This window comes from Methylosarcina fibrata AML-C10, assembly GCF_000372865.1.
Classification (GTDB): Bacteria; Pseudomonadota; Gammaproteobacteria; order Methylococcales; family Methylomonadaceae; genus Methylosarcina; species Methylosarcina fibrata.
The window spans coordinates 1,224,694-1,242,094 of the sequence record NZ_KB889965.1; the positions used below are offsets into that span (position 1 = coordinate 1,224,694).

Sequence of the window (17,401 nt, forward strand, 5' to 3'; positions counted from 1 at the left end):
ACGCAGTGACCTATGCAAACCGGTAGGCTATCCGGAGAAAAACGGCATTGAGAGTACCGCTCCGTGAAAAGGGCTCGGTCAGAATAAATATTCTCCTTCTCCTACAAAAATAAGTATTGAAAAACGCAGGCTACCCGGAAAAAATAATATTTCATAATCTCATGCCCTGCCACTCCTGAAGACCCGTCAGTTTTTTGCTTGGCTCCGGCCATGTTCCGGATTCGATTTACGAAACTCTTTGAGTTATTTTCCGTCTTTGTAGTAGAATTTTATAATATACTACTTTCAAGTTCAACCCGTCTTCATTGAGGGGTTGATCTTGTCCTTTTTTCATTCGGGAGATCATCTTTTGGAAAACTTTACTCCGATTTCGGCGATGGCGGGCGGAGCGCTCATCGGTCTCAGCGCTTCGCTGCTGTTCCTGCTCAACGGCCGAATTGCCGGCATCAGCGGCATTTTGAACGGCGTTCTCTATGCACCTAAAAAAGACAGGGCCTGGCGGCTCTTTTTTCTGGCGGGACTGGCGCTCGGCGCCGTACTGTTCCATTGGCTCGTACCGGGCTTTAACAGCCCCAGACTCGGTTATCCTTTGGGGTTGCTGGCCGCCGGCGGTTTTCTGGTCGGCTTCGGCGCGCGCATGGCCAACGGCTGCATCAGCGGTCACGGCATTTGCGGCCTGGCCAGACTGTCGGTTCGCTCGATGGCCGCCACGTTGACCTTTATCGGCTCCGGCATGGTAACCGTCTACGTCATCCGCCACTTATTGCATCTGACCTCATGATGAAAACGAATATAACTGCATTTTTCTGCGGCCTCCTGTTCGGGGTCGGCTTGTCGTTGTCCCATATGATCAATCCGGAAAAAGTGTTGAATTTTCTGGACGTCGCCGGTCGCTGGGATCCCAGTCTTCTATTCGTCATGCTGGGCGCCCTGCCCGTCGCCATGCTTTCGTTCCGGGCCATTCTCAAACGGCCGGGGCCGATGCTTGCCGAAAGCTTTCAACTGTCTTCGAAAATATCGATCGACGCCATGCTTGTTCTGGGCGCGGCTCTGTTCGGCATCGGCTGGGGCATGAGCGGCTACTGCCCGGGCCCGGCGGTGACCGGACTGGGCCTGTATTCTTTCGAATCGGTCGTCATGGTGGGATTCATCCTTCTCGGCTTTGTCGTCTTCGATAAATTATTCGGCCGTAGCCGCTAAACCATTCGGTAACTTCCGTTTCCGCTGCCATACGGCGTATTTTGCGTTTGTCCCGGCGAGGGTATGATTGGAGCGCTTCGGAATGTTAAAATATCTCGGCGGGACTGAACCGCAGCCGTCCGTCCCTTCGCGCATTTTTGAGAAGCATCAACAACGGCAATATCCGATCCTGCGCAGACTGAATCAACAACTTGCCGGGACAAATGCTCTCTGAAAGAACAGACACAATGCCCAACGGACGGGATTTAAATCCACTTTTTACAGCGCACGCTCCGCCTCCGCCGAGCCCATTGGATAAGCCATCGAATGAAAAGATTAATCGAAGCCAGAATCGTCAATCCGTTACTGGAAAAATACGGTGTTCCCGCCTATAAAACCGAAGGCTCCGCAGGCCTTGATCTAATCGCCTGCCTCGATGCCCCGCAGGTCATCGGGGCCGGAAAAAATAAACTGATCGGTACCGGATTGTCGATCAACATCCAGGACCCCGGCTTGGTCGCCGTTGTGGCCAGCAGAAGCGGCCTGTGCCTGAATCATCAAATCCGGGTCGGGCAAGGCCTGGGTATCATCGATGCCGATTACCACGGCGAGATCGGCGTCATTTTGCATAACGACGGCAGCGAGGATTACACCGTTCAGCCGGGGGAGCGGATAGCTCAATTATTATTCATGCCGGTGGTGCAAGTGGCGTTCAAACTCGTTGCCGATTTCACGACAATCACCGAAAGAGGTGACGGCGGTTTCGGTTCTACCGGCAAGCATTAATCTCTTTGTCCGTTCTTGAACGATTTTTCATTCCTACTAAACTTTATTCGAGCGAGCGGCCCCACTATTACTATATATAGAGCTATTCATAAAGGCCCCTTTTCATTTTAGCCCGCTCCGAACCCTGCCTTGTTTCGGCCCCAGGCTTTTCCATGTAACTTGATCGACGCGGCACGCCGGCGACCTCGGCCGACTGCCCATGAATCCGTCTCCCTGACTATGATAAGGTGTTAATCGATGAGTCGTATGTTTTCTCTATTGTCGGCAATCGCCATCGCGATGATTCTGCTTGCAGGCGCCGGAATATACTGGATTACCGATTCCGAATTGGCCGAATCGCGACAAACAAAGGCCGATGCCTTGGTCGGCGGCGCCGGCTTGAGTATCGGAGCCAAAATAGACACCTTAAATGCCATTGTCGATAAAATGGCACAGGATCCGGAGGTTGTGGCCGCGATTTCCGGCAACAATCCCGTCTCGATTGCGGCAGTCAGCGCCAAACTGGAACGCCATTATCCCGATGTGCAAAAAATAAGGCTGTTATTGCCCGGAGTAACCGAACTCGATCAGACCGGTGAACCCAGAATGAGCCTGGCCGATCTCGATATGGTTAGGGACGCGGTAATCGCCGAACCGCCGGCGGCCATCCATGGAACTTCGGCTGCGGACCGGCATTTGGCCATTGCCCGTAAAATCAATAAGGACAACGAGGTGATTGGCGTCATTCTGGTCAGCATGAATTACGATTTCATCGGCAAATTTCTGAAACGGATACCCGGCAACGGCGGCGCATTTGAATTAAGACAAGATAAACTGCTGCTCGCAACGGCCGGCGCCAAAAAAAACTGGGATGAAGGAACAGAGACTAGCTATAAAATCGCCGGAACCGCCTGGGAACTCAATTACAGCGCAGCCAAGGGCAGCTTCGCCGATTCGACTTTTATCGCCGGCTTCATCGTGATACCCGCCATCGTCTTTGCCGGTCTTTCATTTTTTATCTACCGGAAACTGTCCGAAATGCTCATGAACGATTTGAGCATCGTCATGACGGCCTTTACGGACATGATGAAAAACAAACCGCTCGGCAGCTATCCGGTCAAGCTGAAAGAGTTCAACGTCGTCGTTTCCAGCCTGGCCCGATACAAACGCCTTCATAACAATGAGGATTCGTCCCGGATTAACTCTGTCGAAGAGGATAATTTGATGAATGATGAGTTCTGGGAAGATTTCAGCCTGGAACTCGACACGCTTGCCGTATCCGAAGAGAAACCTAAAGAAAAAGCAACCGCCGCCGGCAACCGGCAGAACCCGCTTGCGCCACCGGCGCATCTTCCCGAAACGGACGAGACGGCCGCCATCTTCCGGGCCTACGATATCCGGGGCATTGTCGGCAGTTCGCTGACGCACGGAGTCGTGTACGATATCGGCCGTGCATTGGGCACCGAAGCTACGGCTCAAGGCTGTAAAACCCTGGTCGTCGGCCGGGACGGACGGACGTCGAGCCGGGAACTCTCCCAATCGTTGATGCAAGGCATTGTTTCGACCGGCTGCAATGTACTGGACGTCGGCATGGTGCCGACGCCCGTACTTTATTTTGTCGCGCATCACATCGAAGGGCGTTCCGGCGCGATGGTCACGGGCAGCCATAATCCGGCCCAATACAACGGCTTGAAAATGGTCATCAAGGGCGAAACCCTGGCGGGCGACAGAATTCAACGACTGAAGGCGTGCATCGACAATCAGGCCTATACCGTCGATATCCCGGGCACGATTGAACGGAATGAGAAGTTTGCCAATGAATACATAGGCTCGATATCCGAGGACGTGCATTTGGGACGGCCCATGCGGGTAGTCCTCGATTGCGGCAACGGCGTGGCCGGAGAATTGGGACCGCTGCTGCTCCGAACCCTCGGCTGCGAAGTCATCGAATTATTTTGCGACGTGGACGGCTCCTTCCCCAATCATCATCCCGACCCCAGCAAGCCTGAAAACCTGAAGGAATTAATAGCCTCGGTCCGCCATTATCAGGCGGATCTGGGCCTCGCCTTCGACGGGGACGGCGACCGCTTGGGAGTCGTCGATTCGAATGGTAAAATTATCTGGCCGGACCGGCAAATGATGCTGTTCGCAAAGGACGTGCTGGCGCGCAAACCTGGCGCGGAGATCATCTACGACGTGAAATGCAGTCGTCATCTCGACAGTGAAATTACCAAATACGGCGGCCGTCCGCTGATGTGGAAAACCGGCCATTCCTTCATGAAAGCCAAGCTTAAAGCCACCGGAGCGAAGCTGGCAGGAGAAATGAGCGGCCATATTTTCTTTAACGACCGTTGGTTCGGTTTTGACGACGCCCTATACGCCGCCGCCCGGCTGATTGAAATTCTTTCCGCCGACACGCGCACCAGTGCCGAAGTCTTCGGCCAGTTGCCCGACAGCGTCAATACTCCGGAACTTAACGTGAACATGAACGAAGGCGAACAATTTAAATTTATCGAGGATCTCGTTTCGAAGGCGAATTTTGCCGGCGGCAAAATCACGACGATCGACGGCCTGCGCGTGGATTTTCCGAACGGTTGGGGACTGGTGCGGGCTTCCAATACCACTCCTTCGCTGGTTTTCCGTTTCGAAGCCGACACCCAGGACGCCTTAAAAACCATTCAAGACCAGGTAAGGCAGCAAATAGCCGCCGTAAAACCGAATCTAATCCTACCTTTTTAATACGGAAAACCCCATATGATGCAACAACGCAAAGCTCACGAAATTGCCGATGTATTGATTGAAGCGTTGCCCTATATCCAGCGTTTCAAAGGCAAAACGGTCGTCGTGAAATTCGGCGGCAACGCCATGGTCGACGAGCAGTTGAAACACAGCTTCGCCCGGGACGTCGTCCTGATGAAACTTGTCGGCATCAATCCGATCGTCGTCCACGGCGGCGGCCCGCAAATCGGCCGGCTTCTGGAACGCCTGGGCAAATCGACCGGTTTTGTCGACGGCATGCGCATTACCGACAGCGAAACGATGGACGTGGTGGAAATGGTGCTGGGCGGCCTGGTCAACAAGGAAATCGTCAATTTGATCAATATGCACGGCGGCAAGGCGGTGGGATTGACCGGAAAAGACGGCGACTTCATCCGTGCCAAGAAAATTCATTTGCAAAAAACCTCGCCCGAGGCGAATGTTCCGGAAATCATCGACCTTGGCCATGTCGGCGAAGTCAGCAGCATCGATCCTGCGGTGGTCGACATGCTCGGGCGCAGCGATTTCATTCCGGTGATTGCGCCCATCGGCGTCGGCGAGGACGGCCATTCCTATAACATCAATGCCGATCTGGTGGCCGGCAAGGTGGCCGAAGTGTTGAAAGCCGAGAAATTGATTTTGCTGACCAACATCGCCGGCATTCTCGACAAGGAAGGCCGGCTTTTGACGGGCCTGACGCTGAAAAAGATCGACGACCTGATCGCCGACGGCACCATTTACGGCGGCATGATTCCGAAAACCCGGTGTGCCACCGATGCTCTGAAAGGCGGAGTCAATAAGGTGCACATCATCGATGGTCGGGTGGAACACGCCGTCCTGCTGGAATTGTTCACCGATCAGGGCGTCGGCACTTTATTGCTCAGCCGTTAACTGGCGGGGATTCAATTTCGGATCCTCTTTCAGTCTGGATGCAATAAAAGGCCGGAAAGCGGATCTTATGTTGGCCACTTTCTGACTGCCGCACAATTCCGCTCCGAGAGTCGATTGCCGGCAACGAATGTCGAGAAAGATCTGCTGGCTTTTTGCGGAAACGATTCGGGATATCGACAAGCTTAAATCATCGTCTTTTTCCGGTTCCCGGGTCATGATCAAGTTCTCGTTATCGATTTCGGTTTTGGTCGTCGAATATTCCCGGACAAACTGACGGCTCATTTGCCAGGCCTCGGCACAGTCGGCTTCATTCTGACACTGGTACAAGCCCAGGGCGTCGGCCGCCAATTTTTCAGTCGACTGGTCACTCAGCTTTTGGGCTTCCTCGGGACCGGATCGGGTCAGGTATTGATAGCGTTCAATGTCGGATTCGAACTCGGCTTTTTCAGTTTTCTTTTTGTTGATCTGTTTATCGATATCTTCCTGAATAGTCAGAATTTGCGCCTTGGCGGCTTTAACCTCATCCAACAGCAATTGCGGAGTTTTTTCGCCGTTTCGTTCGTGGATCGCAGCGCGTTTCAGCAATCTTTCCAGTTGGCTTTGATGTTGATTTAAATTGGCCTGCAATACCTTAAACTCCGAATCCAGCGCCAGCATTTTGTTCTTGAGTGCCGATTGCATGTCCGCAACGCTGCGGTACGTGCTGAGTAATGCCTTATCGTGGGATTTTTGCCTGGCGATGATTTTTTCCTGAGCTTTCTTCAATTTCTCCAGGCGAGCTTCCATTTCAAGCTCTTCGACGGTTTTAGCTTTTTCGGTGACTTCAATCACCCTGCCCTTTTTGCTGAGCGATTCGCGCCGATATTGAGCATGATCGGGCGGGACTTGATCGGATAAGTGAGTTTTGCCGTTTTCATCCACCCAACGATACATTTTGGCGTTTGCCGGCTGGATCGGGAGCAAACCCATAAAACAAAACAAAATGAAAAACGTGGAAAAAAAGCGCATCAACATAATTCAGTTAAACAAGCTGTTACCGGATGTCGAAACTAGCGGATAAAAAAATCAATGGGATCATGGCTTTCAATTATAGTGGCTATGCGGCGAATCATCCGGAATTTGGCGGATTTTTTTCCCAGCCCCATCGCCCGAAAGCGGCGTCCGCTTCTGTCCAGACTTTCCGTCCCGGCTGCGGAAAAGCGGAAAAAAGCCGTTAGAGCGTTTTTCCATCTCGTGCAGGAGCAAATTGATCCGTCCTATCCGATCACCGCATCTGCAATTCGAAAATGCTTCAGCTTGCGGACGTATCTGCCGGGTTTCCCTGAGGGGATGTGCAATGCCATTTGATCAAGAGGGAATCAACTTGTGGATAAGGAGATCGCACCTCCACTGCCTTCGGATACGTTACGTCCTCCCGCAGGGCTCTCCTGAACATGGGCGAAGGCTTGGGACAAGCTTATCCGGCCTACGAATTCCTTAACTTGACGGCAATCGAAGAGACGTGGACTGTTTTATCCCTGTTTGCGCCGCCTTTTTCTGAACTTGCCGCGGCCGGCCGTTTTTTTCACGGGGCTGCGTTTTTTGATCAATTCGAAATCGATTTTTCGTTCATCGAGATCGACGCGGACAACCTGGACGTTGACACTGTCGCCCAGGCGGAATTTGGCATTGGTTCGTTCGCCTCTCAACTGGTGGCTGATCGGGTCGAAATGGAAATAATCCTGACCCAGAGAGCTGATGTGCACCAGTCCTTCCACATAGATCTCGTCGAGTTCGACAAAAAAGCCGAACGACGTCACCGCCGAGATCAGGCCGGCAAACTCTTCGCCTATCTTGTCCATCATGTATTCGCATTTGAGCCAGCTCACTACGTCCCGCGTGGCGTCATCGGCCCGGCGCTCGTTGGCCGAACAATGCTCGCCCAACAGAACCATGTCGGGGATGCCATAGATGAAGCTTTCCGCCTTTTTACCCTGTAAGGCATGGCGGATTCCGCGATGCACCAGCAAATCGGGATAGCGGCGGATCGGCGAGGTAAAATGGGCATATTCGTTCAGCGCCAGCCCGAAGTGGCCTTTCAGTTCCGGACTGTAGACGGCCTGCGACATCGAGCGCAACAATACGGTTTGAATCAGATGGACGTCCGGCCGGTCCTTGACGGCGTTGGACAGATGCATGTAATCCATCGGCGTGGGATTGGCTCCGCCGCCCAGTTTCAAGCCGAGCTCGCCCAGAAAGCTTCTCAAACTGAGCAGCTTATCCGGACTGGGTCCTTCATGGATCCGCAGCAGCTTGGGTATCTTTTTGCCGTTCAGATACCGGGCAGCCGCCATGTTGGCGGTAATCATGAATTCTTCGATCAATTTATGAGCATCGTTGCGAATTACCGGCACGATTTTTTCGATCTTGCGGTCCTTGCCGAAAATGATGCGCGTTTCCAGCGTATCGAAATCCATGGCGCCGCGCTGCTCCCGGGAGGCGCGCATCACCTTGTACAGCGCATAGAGTTCCTGCAGGTGCGGCAACAGGGCTTTGTATTTTTTGGCCAAAGCCTTGTCCCCTTCGACGAGCATTTTGGCCACTTCGGTATACGTCAGACGGGCATGCGAGCGCATCACCGCTTCAAAAAAACGCGACCGAAGCACTTTGCCGCTCGCATCAATGGTCAATTCGCAGACCATGCATAAACGGTCCACCTGGGGATTCAACGAACACAAGCCGTTCGACAGGATTTCCGGCAGCATCGGAATGACGTGCTCGGGGAAATATACCGACGTGCTGCGGTTTTTCGCTTCGCGGTCGAGCGCGGTATCGGCTTGCACGTAATGAGATACATCGGCAATGGCGACCAGCAACTTCCAGCCTTTGGGCGTTCTTTTACAGTAAACGGCGTCATCGAAATCGCGTGCATCCTCGCCGTCGATCGTAACCAGCGGAATATCGCGCAAATCGACCCGGTCGGCCTTGGCCGCTTCGGGCACTTCTTCGGAAAAGCTTTTGATTTCTTCCAGCAGATCGTCGGGCCATTGATGCGGCAACTCATAAGAGCGAATCGCCATTTCGATCTCCATGCCGGGCGCCAAATGATCGCCCAGCACTTCAATGATGCGGCCGATCGGCTGCCTCAGCTTGGTCGGCTGCTCGACAATTTCGGCAACGACGATCTGCCCGTGTTTCGCCTCACCTACTCCGTCCCTTTGAATCAGGATGGTTTGAGCGATGTATTTATTGTCGGGCACCACGTAGGTAAAGCTGTCTTCCGTATACAACCGGCCCACCACCTGGTGCGTGTTTCTTTCCAGGACTTCAACCAGCGCGCCTTCCCTGCGGCCTTTTTTATCGATTCCCGCCACCCGGACGATGGCCCTGTCGTTATGCAGCAAGGAATTCATCTCGCGCGGCGATAAAAACAGATCGTCCGAGCCGTCGTCGGGCTTGATGAAGCCGAAACCGTCGGGATGACCGAGAATGCGGCCGACAATCAGGTCTTTGTTATTCACCAGACAGTAAGTCTGGCCGCGGTTGAACAGCAATTGGCCGTCCCGCTCCATCGCTCTTAACCGGCGCCGCAAGGCCTCCAACTGGTCTTCATCCTTGAGCGCAAACGCCTCCGCAATTTCCGAACGATTTAAAGGTTTCCCCACGTGTTCGATCAACTGGAGTATGAGCTCACGGCTGGGTATGGGATTTTCATACTTGGCAGCCTCACGCTGCGCATAAGGATCCACGGTGGTATTGAAGTCAATGCTTTTTTTCGACTTGGCAGCCATATCAATATTGCGATACTCAAGATAACGGATGTAAAAGGAAAGGATGAAAATGACTGAAGAACCAACTCGATCCGAAGAAGGATGCACCCGGCCATCCTCTTCACGTTCTTATGTTGCAGGCTCTTAAATTTCCATGGATTGTTAACATATGATACAGGCTTTGTCCATCGAATAGAATTAAAACAAGAAACTCATTCATTTTGCCATTCGGATTTTGGACCGACTGTTTCAGGATCCCGCACAAAAATAAAATTTTTTAAGAAATAATCGAGACAGCGTTGACAAACCATAAACAACTGCATAAAATGCGCGCTCACTTTGCTGATACAGCAAACCTCTGCCGAGGTGGTGAAATTGGTAGACACGCTAGCTTCAGGTGTTAGTGGGCGAAAGCTCGTGAAGGTTCAAGTCCTTTCCTCGGCACCAAATAATGGTTTCAAGACGTTCCACAAGATTCAAAAACCCGCAAGTTTCCAAGCTTCGCGGGTTTTTTTATGTCCAATGAAGTACCACAAAATACAGTAACATTCGACAATATGAGCAGTAAGATTTACAGTAATTTCCAGGTTCCCTTAAAAGTTACTGCACTCGAGGTTACTGCAAATGGCGAAAGAATTACTGAAACCCGCAACCGTGAGCAACGCCAAACCGGGCGACAAGGATAAACGGCTGAATGACGGCAACGGTCTTTATTTGCTCATTAAGCCCAATGGCGCTAAATGGTGGCGGCTTGATTATTCAATCGACGGCAAAAGGAAAACGCTATCACTTGGCGTTTACCCTGCTACCGGCTTAGCCGATGCCCGGCGCAAAGCCGAAGAAGCCCACGCCAAAGTCGCTAATGGAACAGACCCGAGCGACATCCGCAAGGAAGCCAAAGCCGCAAAACAAGCCGAAGCCGAAAACCAAAAGCGCCTTGATTCCGGCCTCCCGATCCTGAACAGTTTTGAATATATCACCCGTGATTGGCTGGCATCCGTCGAACATACGGTTATAGGCAACACCCATCAAAAGAAAATCGGCCATTTTGAGAAATACGTATTTCCGGCAATAGGCCGCATGGGAATCAATGAGGTGAAATCGCCGCACGTTTTCGAGATCGTCAAACCTCTGATCGAGGCCGGCAAACTGGAAACCGCTCACCGCATCCGAAGCGAGATAAGCGCGGCCTATGCCTATGCGATTGCTCACGGCTTTATCGATTACGACCCGGCGCAAGCGGTCACCAAACAGATACCGGCAAAAAAGGTGGAGCACCGGGCCGCCTTGACCGACCCAAAGGAAGTTGGGCAATTGATGCGTTGCATTGACGGCTATCTGGGGACTCTTGTTGTTCAATGCGCTTTGAAAATATCGCCGTTGCTGTTTCAACGTCCCGGCGAGATTCGACAAATGGAATGGAAAGACGTTGACCTAGCAGCGCGTGAATGGCGGCCCTTTGTGACTAAAACCAGCGCCTTGCATCTTGTCCCGTTATCGACTCAGGCAGTCGCCATTTTGGAAGCCGTCAAGCCGCTGACCGGATCGGGCCGTTACGTTTTCCCATCAAGCCGAGGGGATCATCGGCCCATGTCCGAAAACACGATCAGAACGGCCTTGCTGACGATGGGATATAACAGCGACACCATGACAGCGCACGGATTCCGGGGCATGGCGTCAACGCTCCTTAATGAGCAAGGCTGGAGCCCGGACGCAATCGAACGGCAATTGTGCCACATGCCAAAGGATCAGGTGCGAGCAGCGTACAATCGGGCGCAATACCTGGATGAGAGGCGGCGCATGATGCAAGCCTGGGCCGACTACCTGGACGGATTGAAGAATGGGGCGGATGTGCTTCAGTTTAAGCGGACTGGCTAACTACAGAAAACTTCAGTTTTGCCGCGCATAGCTCGACGGAGCGAAAACCGGATAACCCTTGTCCGGCTGGCGCGGCAACCCATTCAAGGGCAGCGCAAAAGGGGCGCTATGGAAACAACAGTATGGAAACGAGACCTTATTGATTTGGTCACGCTGTCTCGTTTATTCGCTAAAAAAAATGATTTAGAACTCTCTGAAGCTTCAAGTTTTGTAACCAACAGAATCAGCGACTCAACACTTATCGGCGCCGAAAAGCCGATTAAAGTCTATGCCTGGACAGAGACGAGCCATCCTTGGCTGAATAAAAGCAATGGGGCATGGATGGTCGAAAGCGTCCATAAATCGAACTGGTGGGAATCTGACATAATGCCGATGGCTTGGGGAGGAAACTACAGAGCCGACCAAATAGGCATTCTACGCACGGATGCTGAAAGTGTTTTCGGGATTGTCCCGCCTTCAGGAAAAACACCAATAAACGAACTCAGAAACGCCGATTTTCTTGAGTGGAAAAAGAAGAATCCCCCGACCTGGACAATATGGAGAGAGCTGATATATGGGCTGCGCTTCGCGAAAGAGATAAAACGAGACCATCACAGGAGCGGTTATTCTCCCTAATCCCCCGAATGATCGAGACGCAAAAATTAAGGAGATTCGGGATATTTACCCCAAAGAAAACAGTAGCTTAAAGTACCATGCAATTCAATAACAACCTTCTGAGGTTTTTGCATGGGCTCAATAGTAAACCTTCCTTCTACCGGCTTCGTTCGCCTTCCCCAAATCATCGGCGACCGTAAGCGCGGCATTCCCGGAGTTCTGCCCATCGGGCGGACGACTTTTCTTAATGGCGTCAAAACCGGCAAATACCCAAAGCCCGTAAAGCTGGGCGAGAGAACAACGGCATGGAAAGTTGAAGACATCCGCACTTTGCTTGAGTCGTTCGGCACGGAGGCCTGATCGAATGACCGCACACAAAAAAGCCGCCGGAGTCGGGCAACTCCCAGCGGCTTACAAAAATTCAGAGCAACACCATTTTACCACATCCGCCATCGAACAACAGTTCAGAGAAGCCGCGCATTCGTCCGGCATCCACCTGACGGGCCCCATCATTGCCGACGGCGCCTTACATCGCTGCCGTTTGGACGGCCACAAGGCCGGAACGAAGAACGGCGCTTATATTCTCCACCTGAACGGCCACCCGGCCGGCTGGGCGCTGGACTTCACCACCGGTGCTTCGATGACCTGGAGTGCCGACGGCAAACGGGCACGATTATCCGATGCCGACCGGGCCGCCATTGCCGCCGAACGGCAGAAGCGCGAACAGGAACGTCAGCAAGCGCACCGCACCGCCGCCGACAAAGCCCGCTACATCTGGAGACGGTCGAAGCCGATTCACCAATCCGAAGACCATCCTTACCTGGTGAACAAGCGCATCCAGCCACACGGCATAAGGTTGAGCGAATACAAAGGCCGGTCGTCTCTGGTCATTCCGATTCTTGGCGAATCCGGTTTAACATCTCTGCAATTCATCGACGCCGACGGCGGCAAGCGGTTCCTTCCTGGCGGCGAGATCAAAGGCTGTTTCATGGGCATCGGCATGGCGGAAGTGACCGTGAACGAACCGGGCCGCATCCTGATAGCCGAAGGCTTCGCCACCGGGGCCAGTCTGCACGAGTGGTTCCGGCAGCCGGTTATCGTGGCCTTCAATGCCGGCAACCTGGAGCCAGTCGCCAGACGGATTAGGGCGCTCTATCCCAATCATGAATTGATCGTATGCGGTGACAATGACGAATCCGGCACCGGACAAAAAGCGGCACGGGCGGCGGCGCTGGCTTGTGGTGGGAAGTATCTCATCCCGCCAATAATTGGGCAGGACTTTAACGACGCCGTCAACACCTGGAAGGCGGCGCCATCGGAGGGAAGCCAATGAGCACTCACGAAACCGATAAAAATGTTTTTCCCGACGAAAATCAACCAAACCACGTTGCCAATGTTGCCACACAGGAAACCGACGACTTTTTAGGGCCTGACCTGGAAAACGCCATTTCAGCCGCCGATGAAGCCATGCAAGACGCGTTAGCGATTATTAATAAAGCCCTCACTGAAAGCGGGGAAGACCCCGGTGCATTGGCGACACCAGCTTTTAATGAGGCGGTGCGCTATGTCCGGGAAAATTCCGCAGAGGAATGGGCGCGTGTCCGGTGCCGGATCAAAAAAGAGAAGCCCCACGGCATCAGGCTCGACGGCATCGATACCGCTACCCGGCCACCGAATGATTTTGATGGGCCTGATTCCGTCGCATCCATGCAGGCTTTGCCGATTCCGCATCCTGGCGGCGACATTGAAGAGCTATGGGAGTATTGCAATATTCAAGAGCACGACAGACCACTCGTGCTCGCTTGGATATTGGAAGCGTTCCGGCCGGAGACGCCGTTCCCCGTCCTGGCGCCGAACGGTCCGCAAGGTTCTGCGAAGTCGTCAACGCATAATCGAATCCGGCAATTGATCGACCCGAACAAGGTCAACCTACGGGCGGCACCCAAGACCACCGAAGACATCTACATCAGCGCGGGCGTCAATTGGATCGTGTCGTTTGAGAACATTTCACGGCTCACCCCGCAGCAGCAAGACGCGCTCTGTACCCTGGCGACCGGCGGCGGTTTTGCGTCAAGGACGCTGTACACCAACGCCGAGGAAACGATTATCGAGGTCAAGCGTCCGGTCATTATCAACTCGATTCCCGTCGTCGTCACGGCGCAAGACCTGACCGACCGCGTTATCAATGTCGAGCTGAAACCCATCGATTACCGCGAGGAATCCGAAATCAACGCAGCGTTTGAGGGAGCGATGCCGCGCATTTTCGGCGCGTTATTGGATTTGCTGGTGAAGACGCTGGCGCAACTGCCGAAGGTGAAACTGACCAAGCCGCCCCGGATGGCCGACTTTACCCGGCTTGGTGAGGCCATGATGCAAGCACAAGGGCATCCATCGGGATCGTTCGAAGCGTTGTTCCGGGCCAATCGGCAGGAATCGGTAGCGCGTGCGATGGAATCCAGCCCGGTGGCTGTGGCGGTCCGGGAATTGGTGGACGTACATCAAGGTCAGTCTGAGATTGTTTTTCATGGAACCATGAAGAAATTGTTGGAGACGCTGGCGGTCCATCGCCATGATACCGATGGCTGGCCACGGTCCCCGCGCGGCCTGGGGGATGTGCTTAAACGACAGTCCCCGGCGCTGGCGTCGATTGGGATAGAAATAGAATCAGGGAATCAGGTGCAGCGGATCGGCGATGAACGGGGGTTGCCTGTAAAGATCCTGAAAGCTGGCAACGTTGGCAACGTTGGCAATGTCGTTTCTAAGATTTTACTCCCGGAAAAACATTATCCCCCTAGGCTCAGTGGCTTTAATGAGGGGGAAATATGAACGCCTTGGCAAAAATCAGAAGCGCGGGGTTTGAACTCTGGCTGAAAGATAACGGCAATATCGGCATTCGACCATTCGACGCACTGACCCCGCAGCAATTGGAGTTCTTGAAGGTTCATAAGGCCGAAATCATTGAGGCGCTGGCGGCCAATGACGACCGGCGCCCACGGCTAAACTCCAAGGACAAAACCGCCATCCTGGCCTGGCTGCACTTCATCGGCGAGACGGACCAAGCCCTCATCGACGACGTGCTCGACTATTGCGCCGGCAACCCGGACGCCCTGGCCTATTACCTGAAGCGGGCTGAAGAAGTGCCGCCGCCGGATGACCGCCACCATTGCCGGGAGTGCCGGAACCTGAACAGCCGAGGCTACTGCATCCGGCACCGGTTCCGGCCGGTCGACGACATCCCGAGGCGCTGTGAAGACTTTCGAGCCGACGCCCCCTCAACAATTCAAGGAATAACCCATGATTGACGCACTCATTACCGGTAAGCTGTTACGCGATCCTGCATTGAAAACCGGCTCATCCGGCAAGCCTTACTGCAATTTCCTGTTATCGGTTCCCACGAACGACGGTGAATACACTCTGGTTTCAGGTATTGCTTTCGGCGAAGTGGCCGAGCGCCTGGCCAAACTGCAAAAAGGCGACGCCTTGAGCGTGGCCGGCAGTCTGAAGCCGTCCGAATGGGCCGATAAATCGACCGGAGAAATTAAGCGCGGTCTGAGCGTTACAGTATCGGCGGCACTGTCGGCGTACGACGTGAAGAAACGGCGGGGCAGCGGCGAGAGCAGGCAGAGCAACCCGGAGCCACCAAGCCGCGGTTATCCTGATTATGACGACGCGCTTCCATTCAGGGATTGAATGTCGGTTAATTTATAAACTCAGGATTTATAATTATCTGAAACAAACAGATTGTAAACAGTGAGCAAAGACCACTTATTCAAGCCCGGCCAGACGGGGAACCCGAACGGCCGACCCAAAGACAAAACGCCGGCGACGAAACTTCGAAAGGCCATTGCCGACGCCATGCCGGAGATTCTGGCGCAATTGGTCGAGCAGGCCAAGGCCGGAGACGTGGCCGCGGCCAAGGTCTTACTCGACCGGGTATGTCCGCCATTGAAGCCCCAAGCGATGCACATCAGTCTGCCGGTCAACAGCTCGCTGACCGAACAGGGAGGTGAGATTATCCGGGCGACTCTGGTCGGCCAGATTCCGCCAGACATCGGCAGCCAGTTAATCACGGCACTGGCGGCACAATCGAAAATCATCGAAGTGGATGAACTGACCAAACGAGTGGAAGCCCTGGAGGGAGAGGTGGAGCCGAAAAATTGAACAGCCTGTTAAGTGGAAGACCTGCTACTGTAGAATGTCCAGAAGGACGTTAAATCGGAGCAGAAGATGTCACTCAAAACGAGAAGAAAACACTCACCGGCTTTCAAGGCCAAAGTGGCCATGGCGGCGCTGGCGGGTGATAAAACCCTGGCGCAGCTGGCTCAGGAATTCGAAGTTCACCCAAACCAGATTACCGACTGGAAGCGACAACTGACGGAGCGGGCGGCCGAGGTCTTTGGCAAATCCCCTGAAACGGCGTCGCCCGCTGTCGATCTGCAGGCGTTGCATGCCAAGATCGGCCAGTTGACGCTGGAGAATGATTTTTTAGAAGGCGCGCTCAGCAAGGCGGGATTGCTGAGCGCAAAGCGATGATAGACCGTGACTCGAAACTGTCAATCAGCCGTCAGGCCGACTTGCTCAATATGAGCCGGGGTAGCGTCTATTATTTGCCCAAATCCGTCTCGGAGCGTGATTTGGACCTGATGCGGCGGCTGGATGAACTGCATTTGAAACACCCGTTCATGGGGGCGAGAATGTTGCGCGATCAATTGCATGACCAAGGCATCGCGGTCGGTCGCAAGCATGTCAAAACCCTGATGCAGCGGATGGGTATGGCGGCGCTGTATTGCAAGCCCAACACCAGTAAGCAGCAACCTGGACATAAAATCTATCCTTACTTGTTGCGTGGCATGGCGATTCATCGTTCTAATCAGGTGTGGGCACTGGATACGACTTAATATTCGACTGGCCAAAGGCTTTGCTTACCTGACGGCCGTGGTGGACTGGGCCAGCCGCAAAGTATTGGCGGCCAAACTGGCGATTACCCTGGAAGCCTGCCATGCGGTGGATGTGCTTCAGGAAGCATTCAGGCGGTACGGCACACCCGAGATCGTCAACACGGACCAGGGGAGTCAATTGACTGCCCAGGTGTTTGTCGATACGGTGCTGGAAAACGGTTGCAAGCTGAGCATGGACGGCCGGGGAGCTTGGCGAGATAATGTCTTCGTCGAACGCGTGTGGCGCTCAGTGAAATACGAGTGCGTTTATCTCCATGCTTACGAGTCGGTCGCTCAGGCAAGAACCTCGGCCATGAACTATGTGGAATGGTACAATCGAGCCAGGCCACATTCCAGCCTGGGTCGGAAAACGCCCTATCAAGCTTATACCGGCATGTTGCCACCGGTCAAAATGGCAGCGTAATCAACAGCAGGATTCCACCTTAATTTCGGAGATATCTGTTCAAAGCTTTGGGGCCACCTCTGACTACGTGATAGGCTTCTATAACAGCCAACGATTACATTCCACATTGTACTATCGACCTCCAACGTCTACGAACGTGAAATGGCCGCAAAACAACTTATCGCAGCGTCCGAAAAAACTTGACCACTACAATAGTGGCTAGATTTTATAATTCTCAGCCTGAGAGA

General features: G+C 53.5%; 15 protein-coding genes, 1 tRNA gene and 1 pseudogene. 15 read left to right on the forward strand and 2 right to left on the reverse strand.

Features of this window, described 5'->3' with window-relative positions; all coding sequences use genetic code 11:
- Window positions 1-349 precede the first annotated feature (349 nt).
- The 5 genes from A3OW_RS0105930 (at window position 350) to argB (ending at window position 5,592) form a co-directional block, all read left to right on the forward strand.
- Window positions 350-781 carry a YeeE/YedE family protein gene (locus A3OW_RS0105930; RefSeq protein ID WP_026223363.1) on the forward strand — a complete coding sequence of 144 codons (432 nt, stop codon included), beginning with the start codon at window positions 350-352 and terminating at the stop codon, window positions 779-781.
- Complete coding sequence (locus A3OW_RS0105935) at window positions 781-1,200, forward strand: DUF6691 family protein (RefSeq protein WP_020562511.1); 420 nt, start codon at window positions 781-783, stop codon at window positions 1,198-1,200. Before A3OW_RS0105930 ends, A3OW_RS0105935 begins: the two co-directional genes overlap by 1 nt.
- Window positions 1,201-1,506: 306 nt before the next feature.
- Entirely contained in the window at window positions 1,507-1,965 is a 459-nt protein-coding gene (dut, locus tag A3OW_RS0105945) for a dUTP diphosphatase (protein ID WP_020562513.1), read from the forward strand.
- Between the two features lie 237 nt (window positions 1,966-2,202).
- Window positions 2,203-4,683, forward strand: coding sequence for a phosphomannomutase/phosphoglucomutase (locus A3OW_RS28815; protein ID WP_026223365.1), 2,481 nt, complete (start codon window positions 2,203-2,205; stop codon window positions 4,681-4,683).
- Window positions 4,684-4,698: 15 nt separating this feature from the next.
- Window positions 4,699-5,592: an acetylglutamate kinase gene (gene argB, locus A3OW_RS0105955; RefSeq protein ID WP_020562515.1), complete on the forward strand. Its 894-nt coding sequence runs from the start codon at window positions 4,699-4,701 to the stop codon at window positions 5,590-5,592.
- Here the strand turns inward: argB and A3OW_RS0105960 are convergent.
- Both A3OW_RS0105960 and rnr read right to left on the reverse strand, forming a co-directional pair.
- The gene (locus A3OW_RS0105960; protein ID WP_020562516.1) at window positions 5,575-6,606 is read right to left on the reverse strand and encodes a DUF4124 domain-containing protein; all 1,032 of its coding nucleotides are present in this window, start codon (window positions 6,604-6,606) and stop codon (window positions 5,575-5,577) included. The two genes, argB and A3OW_RS0105960, sit on opposite strands and share 18 nt — an antisense overlap.
- A gap of 497 nt (window positions 6,607-7,103) precedes the next feature.
- Window positions 7,104-9,362: a ribonuclease R gene (gene rnr, locus A3OW_RS0105970; protein WP_020562518.1), complete on the reverse strand. Its 2,259-nt coding sequence runs from the start codon at window positions 9,360-9,362 to the stop codon at window positions 7,104-7,106.
- Between the two features lie 339 nt (window positions 9,363-9,701).
- Between rnr and A3OW_RS0105975 the strand changes: the two genes are divergently transcribed.
- From A3OW_RS0105975 to A3OW_RS25885, 10 genes and pseudogenes are all read left to right on the forward strand, one after another.
- Window positions 9,702-9,788: transfer RNA gene (locus tag A3OW_RS0105975), tRNA-Leu, on the forward strand.
- 177 nt (window positions 9,789-9,965) lie between these two features.
- Window positions 9,966-11,219: a tyrosine-type recombinase/integrase gene (locus A3OW_RS0105980; protein WP_020562519.1), complete on the forward strand. Its 1,254-nt coding sequence runs from the start codon at window positions 9,966-9,968 to the stop codon at window positions 11,217-11,219.
- Between the two features lie 108 nt (window positions 11,220-11,327).
- Window positions 11,328-11,834, forward strand: coding sequence for a hypothetical protein (locus A3OW_RS0105985; RefSeq protein ID WP_020562520.1), 507 nt, complete (start codon window positions 11,328-11,330; stop codon window positions 11,832-11,834).
- Between the two features lie 111 nt (window positions 11,835-11,945).
- Window positions 11,946-12,173, forward strand: a complete 228-nt coding sequence (locus A3OW_RS0105990; protein ID WP_020562521.1) for a helix-turn-helix transcriptional regulator — start codon at window positions 11,946-11,948, stop codon at window positions 12,171-12,173.
- 4 nt (window positions 12,174-12,177) lie between these two features.
- A complete protein-coding gene (locus A3OW_RS24200) occupies window positions 12,178-13,146 on the forward strand; it encodes a toprim domain-containing protein (protein WP_020562522.1) in 969 nt (322 codons plus the stop codon).
- Window positions 13,143-14,639 (forward strand): hypothetical protein, encoded by a 1,497-nt coding sequence (locus tag A3OW_RS26280; RefSeq protein ID WP_020562523.1) that lies wholly within the window; start codon window positions 13,143-13,145, stop codon window positions 14,637-14,639. The genes A3OW_RS24200 and A3OW_RS26280 overlap by 4 nt, the downstream gene beginning before the upstream one ends.
- Window positions 14,636-15,115, forward strand: a complete 480-nt coding sequence (locus A3OW_RS24210) for a hypothetical protein (protein WP_020562524.1) — start codon at window positions 14,636-14,638, stop codon at window positions 15,113-15,115. Before A3OW_RS26280 ends, A3OW_RS24210 begins: the two co-directional genes overlap by 4 nt.
- Window positions 15,108-15,503: a single-stranded DNA-binding protein gene (locus tag A3OW_RS0106010; protein WP_020562525.1), complete on the forward strand. Its 396-nt coding sequence runs from the start codon at window positions 15,108-15,110 to the stop codon at window positions 15,501-15,503. Before A3OW_RS24210 ends, A3OW_RS0106010 begins: the two co-directional genes overlap by 8 nt.
- A gap of 60 nt (window positions 15,504-15,563) precedes the next feature.
- Complete coding sequence (locus A3OW_RS0106015; protein WP_020562526.1) at window positions 15,564-15,974, forward strand: DUF5681 domain-containing protein; 411 nt, start codon at window positions 15,564-15,566, stop codon at window positions 15,972-15,974.
- 66 nt (window positions 15,975-16,040) lie between these two features.
- Window positions 16,041-17,174, forward strand: a pseudogene (locus tag A3OW_RS25885) (IS3 family transposase).
- Window positions 17,175-17,401 lie beyond the last annotated feature (227 nt).